Consider the following 14,918-nt stretch of genomic DNA (forward strand, 5'->3'; position numbering starts at 1 on the left):
GAGCCTTTATAGGGGCGGCAAGCTTACTTGAGGTACACAGGCCGCGCCAGCCGGGCTTGGCGTACGTTCCAGGCCGCGATAGGCGAGATGACAAGTACCCGCCCCCAGCAGGGCCGGCACCAGCAGGTTGAGCACCGGTACCAGCGCAATCACGAAGATTAGCAGTCCGAAGGCGGCCATGGCGCCACGTTGCTGCCGGATGGCTTGCAACTGTTCCTCGCCGCTGGCCAGTCCGGCCAGGGCCGGCGCGGTGAGAAAACGTACATTGAGATAGGCCAGCAGGAGCATCAGCAGCATCCCGTTCACGAACGGGATCAGCAGGCATAGCAGTGGGCCCAGGCCCAGGCTCAGCCAGGGCATCAGGTAGTAGCGGGCACCTCGCAGCATGTTCCCGGGGGCCGGGGTACGGCCCTGCAGGTGCGGATACTGGCGCAAGGCTCGTTGGCGCAGGCTGCCCATCAGCACCCAGCGCAGCATCAGGCGGATGCTCAGGATGATCATGCCGGTGTAGAGGGCGACTATGACTGCGACGGCCAGCAGGCCTGCATAGATCAGCAGGGTGGCCAGTGCCGGGGCGATGGCGCCCATGCCGGCAACGCTGGCTCCGCCGCTACCGCTGATGCCGGGAACGAAGCCGATGACGGCCGCGCCGTAGACGACGAACAGGGAGATCGCGCCGGAGACGATGCTGATGAGCTGGAAGTTGCTGTAGAACGCCCAGGTCCACAGCCCGAATACAATCAGGCAGAGCAGGCTGGAGCGCAGCAGGATGCCAGGGCGCAGGCTGGAACGCAGGGCCAGGGCCAGGCAGGTCAATGCCTCGCCGCAGGCTCGGGTAATGCCCTGGCAGCGGGTTTTCAATGTCATGGGTTGCATCCTGCAAAAATGAGAAAAGGCCGCATGATGCGGCCTTGTCCGGGGTGCTGCGGGCGATCAGTGTTGCTCGGCCAGCTTGTGCTCCAGGTAGTGAATGTTCACTCCCCCTTTGCAGAAGCCTTCGTCGCGGGTCAGGTCGCGGTGCAGCGGGATGTTGGTCTTGATTCCGTCGACGACGATTTCGTCCAGCGCATTGCGCATGCGCGCCATGGCTTCGTCACGGGTTGCCCCGTAGGTGATCAGCTTGCCGATCAACGAATCGTAGTTCGGTGGAACCGCATAACCGCTGTACAGGTGCGAATCGACGCGTACGCCGTTGCCGCCTGGAGCATGGAAATGCTTGACCGTGCCTGGGCTCGGCATGAAGGTTTTCGGGTCTTCTGCGTTGATCCGGCATTCCAGTGCGTGACCGCGGATGACTACGTCGTCCTGGCTGATGGACAGCTTGTTGCCAGCGGCAATGCTGAGCATCTCCTTGACGATGTCGACACCGGTGACCATTTCCGATACCGGGTGCTCGACCTGTACGCGAGTGTTCATCTCGATGAAGTAGAAACGACCGTTCTCGTAGAGGAACTCGAAGGTGCCGGCACCGCGGTAGCCAATGTCGATGCACGCCTTGACGCAGCGGGCGAAGACTTCCTGGCGGGCGGTCTCGTCGATGCCTGGAGCCGGGGCCTCTTCGAGGACCTTCTGGTGACGGCGCTGCAGCGAGCAGTCGCGATCGCCCAGGTGGATGGCGTTGCCCTGGCCGTCGGACAGGACCTGGACTTCCACGTGACGTGGGTTGGTCAGGAACTTCTCCAGGTAGACCATCGGGTTACCGAACGCCGCGCCAGCTTCGGAGCGGGTCAGCTTCGCCGAGGCGATCAGGTCTTCTTCCTTGTGCACCACGCGCATGCCGCGACCACCACCGCCGCCGGCGGCCTTGATGATCACCGGGTAGCCGACTTCACGGCCGATGCGCAGCGCGGTCTCTTCGTCTTCGGGCAGTGGGCCGTCGGAACCTGGGACTGTCGGTACGCCGGCAGCGATCATGGCGTGCTTGGCGGACACCTTGTCGCCCATCAGGCGGATCGTCTCGGCTTTCGGGCCAATGAAGGCGAAGCCGGAGTTCTCCACCTGTTCGGCGAAGTCGGCGTTTTCCGCCAGGAAGCCGTAGCCAGGGTGGATCGCCGTGGCGCCAGTGACTTCAGCGGCCGCGATGATGGCCGGGATGTGCAGGTAGGACTGCGCAGCTTGCGCCGGGCCGATGCACACCGATTCGTCAGCCAGGCCCAGGTGCATCAGCTCCTTGTCGGCCTTGGAGTAGACGGCTACGGTCTTGATCCCCATTTCCTTGCAGGCACGCAGGATCCGCAGGGCGATTTCGCCGCGGTTGGCGATCAGGACTTTTTCCAACTTCGCAGGCTTCATCAAAGACTCTCCGCGGTTCAAACGATGGTGAACAGCGGTTGGTCGTACTCAACCGGCTGGCCGTCTTCGACAAGAATGGATTCGATCACACCGCTGGTTTCAGCTTCGATGTGGTTCATCATCTTCATCGCTTCGACGATGCACAGGGTGTCGCCTTTCTTCACGCTCTGGCCGACTTCAACGAAAGCAGGCGAGGTTGGCGAAGACTTGCGGTAGAAGGTACCGACCATCGGCGAGCGGGCCACGGTGCCGTTCAGGGCAGGTGCGGCGGCAGCGGCAGGTGCGGCAGCGGCAGCAGGAGCGGCGGCCGGGGCAGCCACTGGAGCAGCGGCCACAGGAGCCGGTGCGTAGTATTGCTGGGCTGGAGTCTTGCTGTGACGGCTGATGCGTACGGACTCTTCGCCTTCCTTGATCTCCAGCTCGTCGATGCCGGACTCTTCCAGCAGTTCGATCAGTTTCTTGACTTTACGGATATCCATGAATCATCAACTCCCAGGGGTCGGTCAGGGGCGTTTAACGCTTGTTGTTCAAGCTGTTGCCTGTCTTTCAAGCTGTTCCAGGGCGGCCTCCAGGGCCAGTCGGTAACCGCTGGCGCCAAGGCCGCAGATCACTCCTACAGCGACATCTGAAAAGTAGGAGTGATGGCGGAAAGGTTCGCGTTTGTGCACGTTGGACAAATGCACTTCGATGAATGGGATGCTCACCGCCAGCAACGCGTCACGTAATGCGACGCTTGTATGTGTAAAAGCTGCTGGATTGATCAGGATGAAGTCCACGCCCTCGTCTCGCGCGGCGTGGATACGCTCGATCAATTCGTACTCGGCATTGCTCTGCAAGTACTGCAGGTGATGCCCGGCGGCACGGGCCCGCTGCTCCAGGTCCTGGTTGATCTGGGCCAGGGTGGTTGCGCCATAGACCCCCGGTTCGCGGGTGCCGAGCAGATTCAGGTTGGGGCCGTGGAGAACCAGTAGGGTGGCCATCGGTTGTTCCTTGTTATCGGGGCGGTTGTCAGAACCCGGCGACTATGCCGGAAAGACTTTGTGACTGTCCAGTTCCCAGCAATAGCCAGCACGATGACCGATGTTTGCGCGAAATATATGACTGAGCAATGAAATCCAGTCATTTGCCTGCGCAATACGAGGCGGATGGAGGGATGGTGCCGGTTTCGCCGATGTTGGCGTGACCATGGTGGCAGTCGGGGGCTGCAGATCGTTGCGACCCCAAGGTAGCTGCTGGCCCCGAAGACCAGGGCGCGGCCCGTGGCCGCGGAGCCAGGGTCAGACGCGGAAGGCCTGGACCGCGGTATGCAGTTGTCCGCCCAGGTCCAGCAGGTTCTCGCCCTGGGCCCGGCCTTCGCCAATGCGCAGCAGATTGTCGCCTCCCAACTGATGGATACGCTCACTGTGGTCGCGGATCTCGCTGACGGCGCCACTTTGCTGGGCCGTGACGTCGGCGATCCGCACCGCGGTGTCGGCGATGGTCTGGATCGCCCCGACGATTTCATCCAGGGCGCCGTCGGCAGCCTGGGCCTGGCTGGCGGTGGCTTCGGCATGCTCGACCTGCGCCCGCATGCCTTGTACCGATTGTTGGGCAGCGCTCTGTAGGCCGGCGATCAGGGTCTGGATCTCTGCCGTGGCGCCGGCGGTACGCTGGGCCAGGGAGCGTACTTCCTCGGCGACCACGGCAAACCCCCGGCCCATTTCACCGGCCCGGGCCGCTTCGATGGCGGCGTTCAGGGCCAGCAGATTGGTCTGTTCGGCAATCGAGCGGATCACCGTCAGCACGCCGCCGATGGTGGCCGATTCCTGGGCCAGGTGCTCGATCATCTGTGCATTGCCCTGGACTTCCCCGACCAGTGCATGCAAGCCCGTGAGGCTCAGGCCGATGACTGTCTGGCCCTGCTGGACGGCCAGCCCGGCGCTGCGGCTGGCATCGGCGGCCTGGCTGGCATCGCCCGCTACTTGCTGGATCGTCGCTTCCAGCTCGCCAAGGGCGTCGCGGATCTGTGCGGTATCGCCCGCCTGGCGCTCGGCCCCGCTGTGCAGGCCGCTGCTCAGGTCGGCCAGGGCCCGGCTGCTGCCGGCTACCTGTTCGGCGTTCTGGCGAATGGTGCCTACCAGGTCCACCAGGTAGGCCCGCAGGCGGTTGAGGGATTCTTCGATGGCGTGCAGCTCACGGTTTGTCTTGCCCAGCTGGATCGGTTGGCTGAAATCACCCTGGGCCCAGGTCGACAGGGCAGGGGCGAGATTGGTCAGGACCCGTGCCAGCTTGCGCTGCAAAGTGTCGATCACCAGGGCGATCAGCAGGATCAGGCCGATCATCAGGCCTTGCATCAGGCGCACCTCGCCCTGGATCTGTCCATGCTGGGCGCGCACCTCAGGTTCCAGCTCGGCAATCGCCTGGCGCACGGCCGTGATCTTCAGCAGGGTGGCCGCACTCAGGTCGGCGCGCTTCTGGATCTGTTCGCGGGTTCGCGCCAGTTCGGCTGGGTAGCGATTGAGCAGGCTGTTGAGCTCGCGCTTGAGGCCGATGCCGGCGTCTTCAGCAGCGCTTTTCTGGGTGTTTTCCAGGCCCATCATGGCGGCGAAATCATCGGTGCTGGATTCGTTGCTGGCTGCCACGCCCAACAGCGGCAGGGCCTCGATCTGTTCGGCCTGGGCGCGGATGTTGTGCAACTCGCGCTCGACATCGGCCGCCAGTTCGCTGCGCCCGCTGCTGACCAGCTTGTCCCGGGCCAACGAGAGTTTGCCCAGGTGCTGCGAAGCGGCCAGCAGCAGGGGCAGGTAGGCATTGGCCTCGCCGGTCTTGGCACCGCTCGCGTATTGGCTCAGTTGTTCGAGACTGGCGCCCAGCTCGCGTTCGGCCTGCAACAACAGGGCCTGGGGATCGCCCGCCAGCTTGCCGGCGGCCAGCAGGTCGGTCTTGCTGAACTCGTCGAGGCTGGCCAGGCTCGGGCGCAGGCTGTGTGCCAGTTGAGGGGGCAGCTCGGGCAGGGCACCTTGCAGGGCTTCGATGGCTTGGGTGGCGCTGCTCAGGCGCAGGGCGTCGCCGCTGGCCAGGTAATCCTCGATGTTGCGTGCGGCCTGGTTCTGGAACTGTTGGGACAGGCCCAGGTAGCGCTCCATCAAGAGGTAAGGGCGCTCCAGGGCACGTTGCGACCACCAGAGCGTCGCGCCCAGGGCCAGGCAGACGGCGACAAGCAATAGCGTATTGAGATTGGTCAGCAGCTTCAGGCGCATCGGGACTCTACCAACGACTTAAATGGTAAGCGCCTGAATTTATTGCGTTTGTATTACAAGGTTATGACCGAATCGGTGGATTCGGATGAAAAGGTGGCACTTTGACTTGACTGCCGGGCGCTCTGCACCCGGTTGCGCCCGCTGTGCTTGGCACGGTACAGGGCCTCGTCTGCCTGGCTGGCCATCAACAGGCTATCGGAGCCCTCTTCCATCTCGACGACCCCGGCGCTGAAGGTGCACCACAGGTCCTGGGGCTGGGCCGGGTAGTGGATCTCGGCGAAGCGTTGGCGGATTTCGTCCAGTACCTTGCATGCCGCGTCCTGGTCGGTGTCGGGCATGACGATGGCGAACTCCTCGCCGCCGTAGCGGCCGATGAAGTCGGTCTTGCGCAGGCGCTGCTTGAGGAACAGCGCAAGGCTCTTGATGACCCGGTCGCCCATGGGGTGGCCATGGCTGTCGTTGACCCGCTTGAAGTGGTCGATGTCCAGCATGGCGAAGCTCAGCGGCTTGTTTTCGCGACGGGCGCGGAAGCAGCAGTCCTCCAGTAGTTGCAGGATATGGGTGTGGTTGTACAACCCGGTCAGGCTGTCACGGACCATCCTCGCCTTGAGATTGCGGGCCCTGGCAGCGCGGTTGCGTACCGTGGTGATCAGGTGGCGCGGCTTGATGGGCTTGGTGAGGAAGTCGTCACCGCCTTCGCTCATGGCGTCCAGTTGCTTGTCCAGGTCGTCCTCGGCGGACAGGTAGATGATCGGCACGCTGACGTAGCGGTCATTGTGGCGGATCACCTTGGCCAGCTCGGTGCCGGTACAGGCCGGCATGTACATGTCGAGGATGATCAGGTCCGGCTGGAAGTCCGCCAGTTCGGCCATGGCCTGGATCGGTTCGATCAGGGTGCGGGTGACGATCCCGGCGCTGTTGAGCAGGCGCTCGGTGTGCAGCGCCTGGGCCCGGGAGTCATCGATGATCAGCACTTTATAGGGTTCGTACTGGGCCACGCAGGTCAGCACCTCGATCTTCTCCAGCAGGCTGGAGGCTTCCAGGGTGCCGGTGAGGAACTCCTGGCCACCGGCGCGCACCGCGGCCAGGCGGGTCGGGGTATCGGTTTCGTGCAGGCTGAAGAACAACAGCGGCAACTTCTGCTCCAGGCCGACCTGGGCCTCGGCGGCCAGGGTCAGGCCCATGCCGGGACCGCAGAAGTCCACGTCGATGACGATGGCCGCCGGCAAGCGCTCCACCATGGACGAGCGAAAGGCGCCGATGCTGTCCAGGGATTGGGCGCTGAGGCCAAAGAATTCCAGCTGCTTGGCCAGGCGCTCGGCCCGGTCGTGATCCTGCAGCATCACGTAGATCGGCTTGCGCAGCGGCGGCAGGAAGGTCTGTTCCAGTTGGTCGCCATGGCGTAGCCCGGTGCGCGACAGGCGCTGCATCAAGCGATTGAGGTCGGTGATCAGGTGGCTGCTCAGGCGCCCGCGATTGGCGTCCACGGCTTCCAGCGATTGGCTGATGCTACGGGCCAGTTGCGTGTGTTCGGGCTGTTCGAAGCGCTCGGCGAAACGCAGCAGGCGCAGGTTGGCCTCGCAAAGCTCCGACATATCGGTGGATGACCACTCGCTGCGCTGCAGCCGCTGCCATATCTCAAGGATCTGACGTGCCTGATGAATTACCCGCTGGGCAAAGTGGTGCTTGAGGCGCTCACGGCTGGGGTCTTCTGGCTCGGTCATATCCTGACTACTAGTTAGGGTGCATGCTGAGATCGACTGGTGGCTCTATGCTAGCACCACTTTCGAGTCCCATGAGTGTCGTACGTCAATAATGTGCAAAGCGACGTGATCGGGTTTTGTACCGACTGCTCGCATAGGCTCTGGAGTGTGCTTCATTTATAGTGGCCGCCTGATTCGCAATCATTGCGCGGCGCGCATTTGCCGGGAGATTTCTCCCGCCAGGGCAAGGCACGATGGAGTAGGGTTGTGGTCGAACCGATGAACCCAAGTGATTGAAAGGATATAGCCATGCTGGATTGGAAGAACCGCGCAGACAGCGCGCCGGAACGTGCAGCCCAACCCAAGTCGGCGACGCGCAGTTATTTCGGTAGCCTGCTGTTCAGTCGTGCCCTGGCTACCTTGCTGGGCCTGTACCTGCTGGTCACCGGGGCCCTGGGCTGGTATTGGAGCCAGGAGCCCGCGCTGTTCCCCGTCCAGCAGAACGCCCAGCTCGCCGCCGAGAAGGACGGCCGGCAGATGGTGGTGGGCTACACCACCGTGGAAACCCTCAAGACCGTGGTCAGCACCCTGCTCGACAAGCCGGGCGGCTATATCTCCAACGACCGTTTTCCGCCGGGCATCTGGCTGGACAACATGCCCAGCTGGGAATACGGGGTCTTGGTCCAGGTTCGCGACCTGACCCGCGCCTTGCGCAAGGATTTCGCCCGGTCCCAGTCGCAGTCCGCCGAGGACGCCGACCTGGCCAAGGCCGAACCGCGTTTCAACTTCGACAACAAGAGCTGGATCCTGCCCTCCAGCGAGTCGGAATACCTGGAAGGCATCAACTCCCTGAGCCGCTACCAGGCCCGGTTGTCGGACCCCAACCAGAAGACCGCGCAGTTCTATGCCCGTGCCGACAACCTGAACAACTGGCTGGGTGACGTGGGTACGCGCCTGGGCTCGCTGTCCCAGCGGCTGTCGGCCAGCGTCGGGCGGGTCAAGCTCAATACCGCGCTGAAGACCGAAGTCCCGGCTCCGGGCCAGGTTCCGCAGGTGGGCGAGGAAATCGAAGAAACCCCATGGATGCAGATCGACAACGTGTTCTACGAGGCGCGTGGCCAGGCCTGGGCGTTGTCGCACCTGCTGCGGGCGATCGAGGTGGACTTCGCCGATGTGCTGGCGAAGAAGAACGCCACGGTCAGCGTGCGCCAGATCATTCGCGAGCTGGAGGCGTCCCAGGAGACCGTCTGGAGCCCGATGATCCTCAACGGTAACGGCTTCGGTATCCTGGCCAACCACTCGCTGGTCATGGCCAACTATATTTCCCGAGCCAACGCAGCGGTCATCGACTTGCGCCAACTGCTCAACCAGGGCTGATCCATGGTCGCAACCACCAATGAGGCGGCGCACCGCGCCGCCTCCGATGCCGAACAGATCGCCTGGGTCGATGGCGAGGACCAACTGCTGGGCGCCATGGCCCGCTCGGAGCTGCGCGAGCGTGGCCTGATCGGTCGTGGTACCTACATCATGCTGTTCAATTCCGCTGGTGAGTTGTGCGTGCACCGGCGCACCTTGAGCAAGGCCATCTATCCAGGATATTGGGATGTCGCGGCTGGCGGCATGGTCCTGGCCACTGAGAGCTACGCCGAGTCGGCGGCCCGTGAGCTGGAAGAGGAGCTGGGGGTGAGTGGGGTCGAGCTGGCCGCCCACGACCACTTCTTTTTCGAGGACACGGACAACCGCCTGTGGTGCTCGGCCTTCTCCGCGGTATGGGACGGACCGCTGCGCCTGCAGCCGGAAGAGGTGCTGGAAGCGCGCTTCATTCCCCTGGACCAGGTGCTACGGGAAATCCACGAGAAGCCCTATTGCCCGGACTCCCTGGCCGCCTTGCAGCGCTATCTGGCACGACGTCGTTAAAGTTGCATAAATTGACGCCGATTGGCTCTTAGCAAGTCGGCTTTTTGCCGTTACACTGCGCGCCTTTTCAAGCTGAGCCAGCGCTATCCCCGCAAGGGACCTGGCCCAGTAGCGCTGCCCCTGCCTGAGTGGGGCTTCGCGGTCGGTGCACGGTCATGTGCCCCGACCAGTCTTTGTCCTCCCAAGAGGATTGCCGGTGGCCAAAAAAGCCGCATCCTTCGCCGCCCTTGGTGGCCTGGTGTTTTCCACCGACGCAGGTCGACATTGCCCGGACTGTAGCCAGCCGGTGGCCGCCTGTATCTGCAAACAAACCGTGATTCCGGCCGGTGATGGCATCGCCCGTGTGCGTCGCGAGAGCAAAGGTCGTGGCGGCAAGACGGTGACCACCATCACCGGCGTGCCCCTGGCCGAAGACGCCCTCAAGGAACTGGCCACGACGTTGAAGAAACGTTGCGGTACCGGTGGCGCCTTGAAGGATGGCGTCATCGAGATCCAGGGCGACCATGTCGAGCTACTCTTGGCGGAACTGGTCAAGCACGGTTTCAAGGCGAAGAAGTCCGGCGGCTAGCAGCCTCTGTGAAAACCACCTCTGACTGGATGCTGTCCTGATCGATTCAGGACCCTGGCGTCGTCTCCATGGTTTTCACAGAGCCTGTTCAAGAACGGTTTCTAAACTCAGCACTGCATGCGCGGTCTATAGCGCCTGCAGGCTAATCGTCATTTTCATTCTTTAGACTGCGCCGGCCCCGGATCGGGGCGGCGCTCTATGACTTCTTTATAGGGGACTTCGATGTCCGTACGACGCACACGTAAAGACGATGGCAGCCAATGGACAGTTGCGGACAGCCGCAGTGTTTATGGGATTCGCCATTGGGGGGCCGGATATTTCGCGATCAATGACGCCGGTCGCGTCGAAGTTCGCCCGAATGGTCCGAGCAGTTTGCCGATCGATCTGTTCGAACAGGTCCAGGAGTTGCGCAAGAGCGGCTTGTCCCTGCCTTTGCTGGTGCGTTTCCCGGATATCCTCCAGGATCGCGTGCGCCAGCTGACCGGTGCCTTCGATGCCAACATCGCGCGCCTGGAATACCAGAGCAAATACACTGCCCTGTACCCGATCAAGGTCAACCAGCAGGAAGCGGTGATCGAGAACATCATCGCCACCCAGAATGTCTCGATCGGCCTGGAAGCCGGCTCCAAGCCCGAGTTGCTGGCGGTCCTGGCCCTGGCACCGAAGGGCGGCACCATCGTTTGCAACGGCTACAAGGACCGTGAGTTCATCCGTCTCGCGCTGATGGGCCAGAAGCTGGGCCACAACGTATTCATCGTCATCGAGAAAGAGTCCGAAGTGGGCCTGGTGATCGAAGAAGCGGCGTCGCTCAAGGTCAAGCCTCAAGTCGGTCTGCGGGTGCGCCTGTCGTCCCTGGCTTCGAGCAAGTGGGCCGACACCGGTGGCGAGAAATCCAAGTTCGGCTTGTCGGCAGCGCAGTTGCTGTCGGTGGTGGAACGCTTCCGTGATGCCGGGCTGGACCAGGGCATTCGCCTGCTGCACTTCCACATGGGGTCGCAGATCGCCAACCTGGCCGACTACCAGCACGGCTTCAAGGAAGCCATCCGCTACTACGGCGAGTTGCGCAACCTCGGCCTGCCGGTCGACCACATCGACGTCGGCGGCGGCCTGGGCGTGGACTACGACGGTACTCACTCGCGCAATGCCAGCTCGATCAACTACGACATGGACGACTACGCCGGCGTGGTGGTGGGCATGCTCAAGGAGTTCTGCGACGCGCAGAGCCTGCCGCATCCGCACATCTTCTCCGAGAGTGGCCGCTCGCTGACCGCCCATCACGCCATGCTGGTGGTGCAGGTGACCGACGTCGAGAAGCACAACGACGACGTGCCGGCCATCGAGAACAAGGACGAGTTGCCGGAAACCGTACAGTGGCTGGTGGACCTGCTGGGCCCGACCGACATCGAGATGGTCACCGAGACTTACTGGCGCGCCACCCACTACATGAGCGACGTGGCCGCGCAGTACGCCGACGGCAAGCTGACCCTGGCCGAGAAAGCCCTGGCCGAGCAGTGCTACTTCGCCGTGTGCCGGCGCCTGCACAATTCGCTCAAGGCCCGCCAGCGCTCCCACCGCCAGGTGCTGGACGAACTCAACGACAAGCTCGCCGACAAGTACATCTGCAACTTCTCGGTGTTCCAGAGCCTGCCGGACACCTGGGCCATCGGCCAGGTGCTGCCGATCCTGCCGCTGCATCGCCTGGACGAAGAGCCGCTGCGTCGCGCGGTACTGCAAGACCTGACCTGTGACTCCGACGGCAAGATCAAGCAGTACGTCGACGAGCAGAGCATCGAGACCAGCTTGCCGGTGCACTCGGTCAACGAGGGCGAGGACTACCTGCTGGGTATCTTCCTGGTGGGCGCCTACCAGGAAATCCTCGGCGACATGCACAACCTGTTCGGCGATACCGACTCGGTGAACATCTACCAGCGGGCCAATGGCAGCGTGTACCACGCCGGCATCGAGACCCACGACACCATCGAGGACATGCTGCGCTACGTGCACCTGTCGCCCGAAGAGCTGATGACCCACTACCGCGACAAGGTGGCCAGCGCCCGGATCAGTGCTGCCGAGCGCACCCAGTTCCTGGACGCCCTGCGCCTGGGCCTGACCCGCTCGTCCTACCTGTCGTCCTGACGCCGGGGCATCCCTGGTGATGCCTTCAGGCCAATGAAAAACGCCGTTTCCCTTGCCGGGGAAACGGCGTTTTTTCATGCCTGGCGCCTGGCGCTCAATGAGCCTTGGCGAACCAGCCGCCGCTACGTTCCAGGCGCCAGGCGAGGGCGCCCAGGGTCAGGCTGCGTAACAGCATGAACAGCAGGAAGCTCAGCCACAGGCCATGATTGCCCAGGCCCTGCAGGGCCCAGGCGCAAGGCAACAGCAGGAGCACGGTGAGCAGCATGCCGTTGCGCATCTCCCGCGCTCGGGTCGCACCGATGAACAGCCCATCCAGCAGGTAGCTCCAGACCGCGATCAACGGCAGTACGGCAAGGTAGGGCAGGTAGGTGAAGGCCGTCTGGCGTACGTCGGCGATATCCGTCTGCATCTCGATGAACAGGTGGCCCGCCAAGAGAAACAGCGCTGTGAATCCCAGGCTGGCCAGTAGCGACCAGCCTCCGGCGACCACCAGGGAACGGCGCAGGGCCCGATGATCACGGGCGCCGATGGCGTGGCCGCACAGGGCTTCCACCGCATGGGCCAGGCCATCCAGGGCATGGGCGGTGAGCAAGAGGCCGTTGAGCAGCAAGGCGTTGGCCGCCACCGTGGCATCGCCCAGGCGGGCGCCTTGTACGGTGATCAGGAAAAATACCGATTGCAGGGCCAGGCTGCGGATGAAGATGTCGCGATTCACCGCCAGCAGTGGGCGCCAGTTCTGCCAGCGCCGCAGGGCAGCCCAGGCGATCTGTCCTGGATAGGCGCGCAGGGCCGGGCGGGTCATGGCCAGGCCCACCAATGCCCCGGTCCACTCGGCGATCACCGAGGCCCGTGCCGATCCCGCGACGCCCCAATCCAGGCCGAGGACGAACCACAGGTTCAGGGCGATGTTCACCAGGTTGGTGCTGAGCAGGATGGCCAGCGGCGCCCGGGCGTTCTGGGTACCGAGGAACCAGCCCACCAGGGCGAAGCTGGCCAGGGCGGCAGGCAGGCCCAGCAGGCGGGTATGGAAGAAGGTCCGGGTCATCTGGTCCAGGTCTGCCGAGGGCTGCATCAGCTGCAGGGCGGCACCGCTGAGCGGTACGCCAATGATCCCCAGCAGCACCGCCAGGCCCAGGGCCAGCAGCAACCCCTGGAGCAGGACTTGCCGCAGCGCGGCACCGTCGCCGCGGCCGGCGGCCTGGGCGGCGAAGCCGGTGGCCCCCATGCGCAGGAAACCCATGGCCCAGGCCAGGAAGGTATAGAGGCTGGCACCCACCGCCACCGCCCCCAGTTGATGGGCGTGGGGCAGGTGGCCGATCACCGTGCTGTCCACCAGGGCGACCAGGGGCACGGAAATGTTCGACAGGATCATCGGCGCGGCCAGGGCCCAGACGCGACGATGGGTGGGGCGATGACGCCAATCGGTGATCAGGGGGGACATGCGGGCTCCTTGCGAGAGCCGGCATTGTAGCGTCGCTATACGGCGCCGCCGAGGCCCGTAAGGGGTGGGGCAAGAACCTGCAGGGTCAATGGATGATCCAGCTCAGCAGCCAGAGGCCGATAACCAGCCAGATGAGCCCGAGGATGATCGAGGCGCGCATGAAGGCGCGGATGGCCGAGTAGAGGAACATCAGGCCGATGAGCAGGGTGATGATGCTGATGATCGAGGTGTCCATGCCCAGCGCGCGGGACAGGCCATCGACAAAGTTGCCGCCGGCGTGGGTCAGGGTATTGAACAACCCGCTGAGCAGGTCGACGATGAAGCGGATGACCGAGCCGATGGCCTGGCCAAGCCATTCGAAGAAGCTTTCTACCTGCATGTGCATATCCTGATGAAAGATGAGCCGGTCACCCGGGAGCAACCTTGGGCCGCCAACGAGGGCGACGAGTTCCCTATCAGCATAGAAGCTGTCGGGTGCCGCACATTCTGGAGCACCCCGCTTGCCGGCGAAAGCGCTCTTGCGTCCCACGGCCAACCCCCGGAAGCTATACGCCTTCAGGAGACCTCGATGAACCTAGACCAACTGACCCAACGCTTGCATGCCATTCGTGACCACAACGACTGGCGGCAATTTCACAGCCCCAAGAACCTGGCCATGGCGGCCAGTGTCGAGATGGCCGAACTGGTGGAGATCTTCCAGTGGCTGACCGAGGACCAGTCGCGGCAGCTGCCGGCGGACAAGCTGGCCCATGCCGGGCAGGAAGTGGGCGATATCGTCCTTTACCTGCTGTTGCTGTGCAGCGAGCTGGGGCTGGACATGGATCAGGTGGTGCGCAGCAAGCTGGCGGACAGCGAACGGCGGTTCTGCTCATGAGCGACCGGCACTTCGACCAGTTGGCGACACGTTTCGCCGAGAAGATCTATGGCGGCGCCAAGGGGGCGATCCGTCTCGCGGTGCTCCAGGCCGATCTCAAGGAGGCCCTGCCCGAGCGCCCGTTGCGGGTGCTGGATATTGGTGCGGGCCTGGGGCACATGTCCTTGTGGCTGGCACAGCATGGGCACCAGGTGACGTTGGCCGAACCAGCCGCACCCATGCTCGATGGGGCCCGCCAGCGGTTTGCCGACGCCGGGCATCAGGCGACCTTCATCCAGGCGCCCTGGCAGGAGCTGCTGGGACAACTGACCGAACCCTATGACCTGGTGCTGTGCCATGCGGTGCTGGAGTGGTTGGCCGAACCCCACGCGATCCTGCCGGTACTGCATCAGTTGACGGCTGCCGGAGGCTGGTTGTCGCTGGCCTTCTACAACCGCGATGCGCTGGTCTATCGCAACTTGCTCAAGGGGCACTTTCGCAAGTTGCGCAAGAATGACATGGCGGGTGAAAAACAGAGCCTGACCCCGCAACAACCGCTTGATCCTCGCGAGCTGGCGGCGCAACTTGATGGCAAGTGGCAAGTCGAAACCCAAAGCGGGGTGCGGGTATTCCACGACTATATGCCCGTGGAGTTCCAGTCCCGTGCCGAGCTCACGGATCTGCTGGAGATGGAGCTGGCTCACCGCCGACACCCAAGTTTCGCCGGGCTTGGGCGTTATCTGCATTGGCTGTGCCGGCCGGTCTGACG

The 14,918-nt window shown here is 63.5% G+C and carries 14 protein-coding genes; 6 read left to right on the forward strand and 8 right to left on the reverse strand.

The features are described 5' to 3' along the window. Positions 1 to 6: 6 nt before the first annotated feature. The 6 genes from C4K39_RS03280 to C4K39_RS03305 form a co-directional block, all read right to left on the reverse strand. On the reverse strand, positions 7 to 867 hold the full coding sequence (locus tag C4K39_RS03280) for an EI24 domain-containing protein (RefSeq protein ID WP_068577173.1): 861 nt from the start codon (positions 865 to 867) through the stop codon (positions 7 to 9). Positions 868 to 933: 66 nt separating this feature from the next. Beyond that, the gene (gene accC, locus C4K39_RS03285; protein ID WP_124345653.1) at positions 934 to 2,292 is read right to left on the reverse strand and encodes an acetyl-CoA carboxylase biotin carboxylase subunit; all 1,359 of its coding nucleotides are present in this window, start codon (positions 2,290 to 2,292) and stop codon (positions 934 to 936) included. 17 nt (positions 2,293 to 2,309) lie between these two features. After that, positions 2,310 to 2,771 (reverse strand): acetyl-CoA carboxylase biotin carboxyl carrier protein, encoded by a 462-nt coding sequence (gene accB, locus C4K39_RS03290; protein ID WP_068577169.1) that lies wholly within the window; start codon positions 2,769 to 2,771, stop codon positions 2,310 to 2,312. Between the two features lie 48 nt (positions 2,772 to 2,819). Further along, entirely contained in the window at positions 2,820 to 3,272 is a 453-nt protein-coding gene (gene aroQ / locus C4K39_RS03295; RefSeq protein ID WP_068577167.1) for a type II 3-dehydroquinate dehydratase, read from the reverse strand. A 297-nt stretch (positions 3,273 to 3,569) separates the two neighbouring features. After that, positions 3,570 to 5,531 (reverse strand): methyl-accepting chemotaxis protein, encoded by a 1,962-nt coding sequence (locus tag C4K39_RS03300; protein WP_068577166.1) that lies wholly within the window; start codon positions 5,529 to 5,531, stop codon positions 3,570 to 3,572. Positions 5,532 to 5,584: 53 nt separating this feature from the next. Continuing rightward, positions 5,585 to 7,255 carry a response regulator gene (locus C4K39_RS03305; protein WP_068577164.1) on the reverse strand — a complete coding sequence of 557 codons (1,671 nt, stop codon included), beginning with the start codon at positions 7,253 to 7,255 and terminating at the stop codon, positions 5,585 to 5,587. A 288-nt stretch (positions 7,256 to 7,543) separates the two neighbouring features. Between C4K39_RS03305 and C4K39_RS03310 the strand changes: the two genes are divergently transcribed. From C4K39_RS03310 to speA, 4 genes are all read left to right on the forward strand, one after another. Next, positions 7,544 to 8,611, forward strand: coding sequence for a DUF2333 family protein (locus tag C4K39_RS03310; RefSeq protein WP_068577163.1), 1,068 nt, complete (start codon positions 7,544 to 7,546; stop codon positions 8,609 to 8,611). A 3-nt stretch (positions 8,612 to 8,614) separates the two neighbouring features. Continuing rightward, positions 8,615 to 9,151, forward strand: coding sequence for an NUDIX hydrolase (locus C4K39_RS03315; protein WP_068577162.1), 537 nt, complete (start codon positions 8,615 to 8,617; stop codon positions 9,149 to 9,151). A 196-nt stretch (positions 9,152 to 9,347) separates the two neighbouring features. After that, positions 9,348 to 9,719 carry a translation initiation factor Sui1 gene (locus tag C4K39_RS03320; protein WP_015634001.1) on the forward strand — a complete coding sequence of 124 codons (372 nt, stop codon included), beginning with the start codon at positions 9,348 to 9,350 and terminating at the stop codon, positions 9,717 to 9,719. Between the two features lie 222 nt (positions 9,720 to 9,941). Further along, the gene (gene speA, locus C4K39_RS03325) at positions 9,942 to 11,855 is read left to right on the forward strand and encodes an arginine decarboxylase (protein WP_068577161.1); all 1,914 of its coding nucleotides are present in this window, start codon (positions 9,942 to 9,944) and stop codon (positions 11,853 to 11,855) included. A gap of 94 nt (positions 11,856 to 11,949) precedes the next feature. Here the strand turns inward: speA and C4K39_RS03330 are convergent, their stop codons facing one another. Further along, positions 11,950 to 13,296, reverse strand: coding sequence for an MATE family efflux transporter (locus tag C4K39_RS03330; RefSeq protein WP_124345654.1), 1,347 nt, complete (start codon positions 13,294 to 13,296; stop codon positions 11,950 to 11,952). 85 nt (positions 13,297 to 13,381) lie between these two features. Next, positions 13,382 to 13,675, reverse strand: a complete 294-nt coding sequence (locus C4K39_RS03335) for a hypothetical protein (RefSeq protein WP_068577157.1) — start codon at positions 13,673 to 13,675, stop codon at positions 13,382 to 13,384. A gap of 189 nt (positions 13,676 to 13,864) precedes the next feature. Between C4K39_RS03335 and C4K39_RS03340 the strand changes: the two genes are divergently transcribed. Together C4K39_RS03340 and C4K39_RS03345 are read left to right on the forward strand one after the other, a co-directional pair. Further along, positions 13,865 to 14,170, forward strand: coding sequence for a MazG-like family protein (locus tag C4K39_RS03340; protein ID WP_068577155.1), 306 nt, complete (start codon positions 13,865 to 13,867; stop codon positions 14,168 to 14,170). Then, positions 14,167 to 14,916, forward strand: coding sequence for a methyltransferase (locus C4K39_RS03345; protein ID WP_124345655.1), 750 nt, complete (start codon positions 14,167 to 14,169; stop codon positions 14,914 to 14,916). The genes C4K39_RS03340 and C4K39_RS03345 overlap by 4 nt, the downstream gene beginning before the upstream one ends. The last annotated feature ends 2 nt before the right edge of the window (positions 14,917 to 14,918 follow it).

The sequence above is a fragment of the Pseudomonas sessilinigenes genome, assembly GCF_003850565.1.
GTDB lineage: Bacteria > Pseudomonadota > Gammaproteobacteria > Pseudomonadales > Pseudomonadaceae > Aquipseudomonas > Aquipseudomonas sessilinigenes.

Bases quoted from the DNA above. Each gene is read 5' to 3' on its own strand.
- C4K39_RS03305 (WP_068577164.1), bottom strand. From the start codon at position 7,255: ATGACCGAGCCAGAAGACCCCAGCCGTGAGCGCCTCAAGCACCACTTT.
- C4K39_RS03310 (WP_068577163.1), top strand. From the start codon at position 7,544: ATGCTGGATTGGAAGAACCGCGCAGACAGCGCGCCGGAACGTGCAGCC.
- C4K39_RS03315 (WP_068577162.1), top strand. From the start codon at position 8,615: ATGGTCGCAACCACCAATGAGGCGGCGCACCGCGCCGCCTCCGATGCC.
- aroQ (WP_068577167.1), bottom strand. From the start codon at position 3,272: ATGGCCACCCTACTGGTTCTCCACGGCCCCAACCTGAATCTGCTCGGC.
- C4K39_RS03340 (WP_068577155.1), top strand. From the start codon at position 13,865: ATGAACCTAGACCAACTGACCCAACGCTTGCATGCCATTCGTGACCAC.
- C4K39_RS03335 (WP_068577157.1), bottom strand. From the start codon at position 13,675: ATGCAGGTAGAAAGCTTCTTCGAATGGCTTGGCCAGGCCATCGGCTCG.
- accB (WP_068577169.1), bottom strand. From the start codon at position 2,771: ATGGATATCCGTAAAGTCAAGAAACTGATCGAACTGCTGGAAGAGTCC.
- C4K39_RS03300 (WP_068577166.1), bottom strand. From the start codon at position 5,531: ATGCGCCTGAAGCTGCTGACCAATCTCAATACGCTATTGCTTGTCGCC.
- C4K39_RS03345 (WP_124345655.1), top strand. From the start codon at position 14,167: ATGAGCGACCGGCACTTCGACCAGTTGGCGACACGTTTCGCCGAGAAG.
- accC (WP_124345653.1), bottom strand. From the start codon at position 2,292: ATGAAGCCTGCGAAGTTGGAAAAAGTCCTGATCGCCAACCGCGGCGAA.
- C4K39_RS03330 (WP_124345654.1), bottom strand. From the start codon at position 13,296: ATGTCCCCCCTGATCACCGATTGGCGTCATCGCCCCACCCATCGTCGC.
- C4K39_RS03280 (WP_068577173.1), bottom strand. From the start codon at position 867: ATGACATTGAAAACCCGCTGCCAGGGCATTACCCGAGCCTGCGGCGAG.
- speA (WP_068577161.1), top strand. From the start codon at position 9,942: ATGTCCGTACGACGCACACGTAAAGACGATGGCAGCCAATGGACAGTT.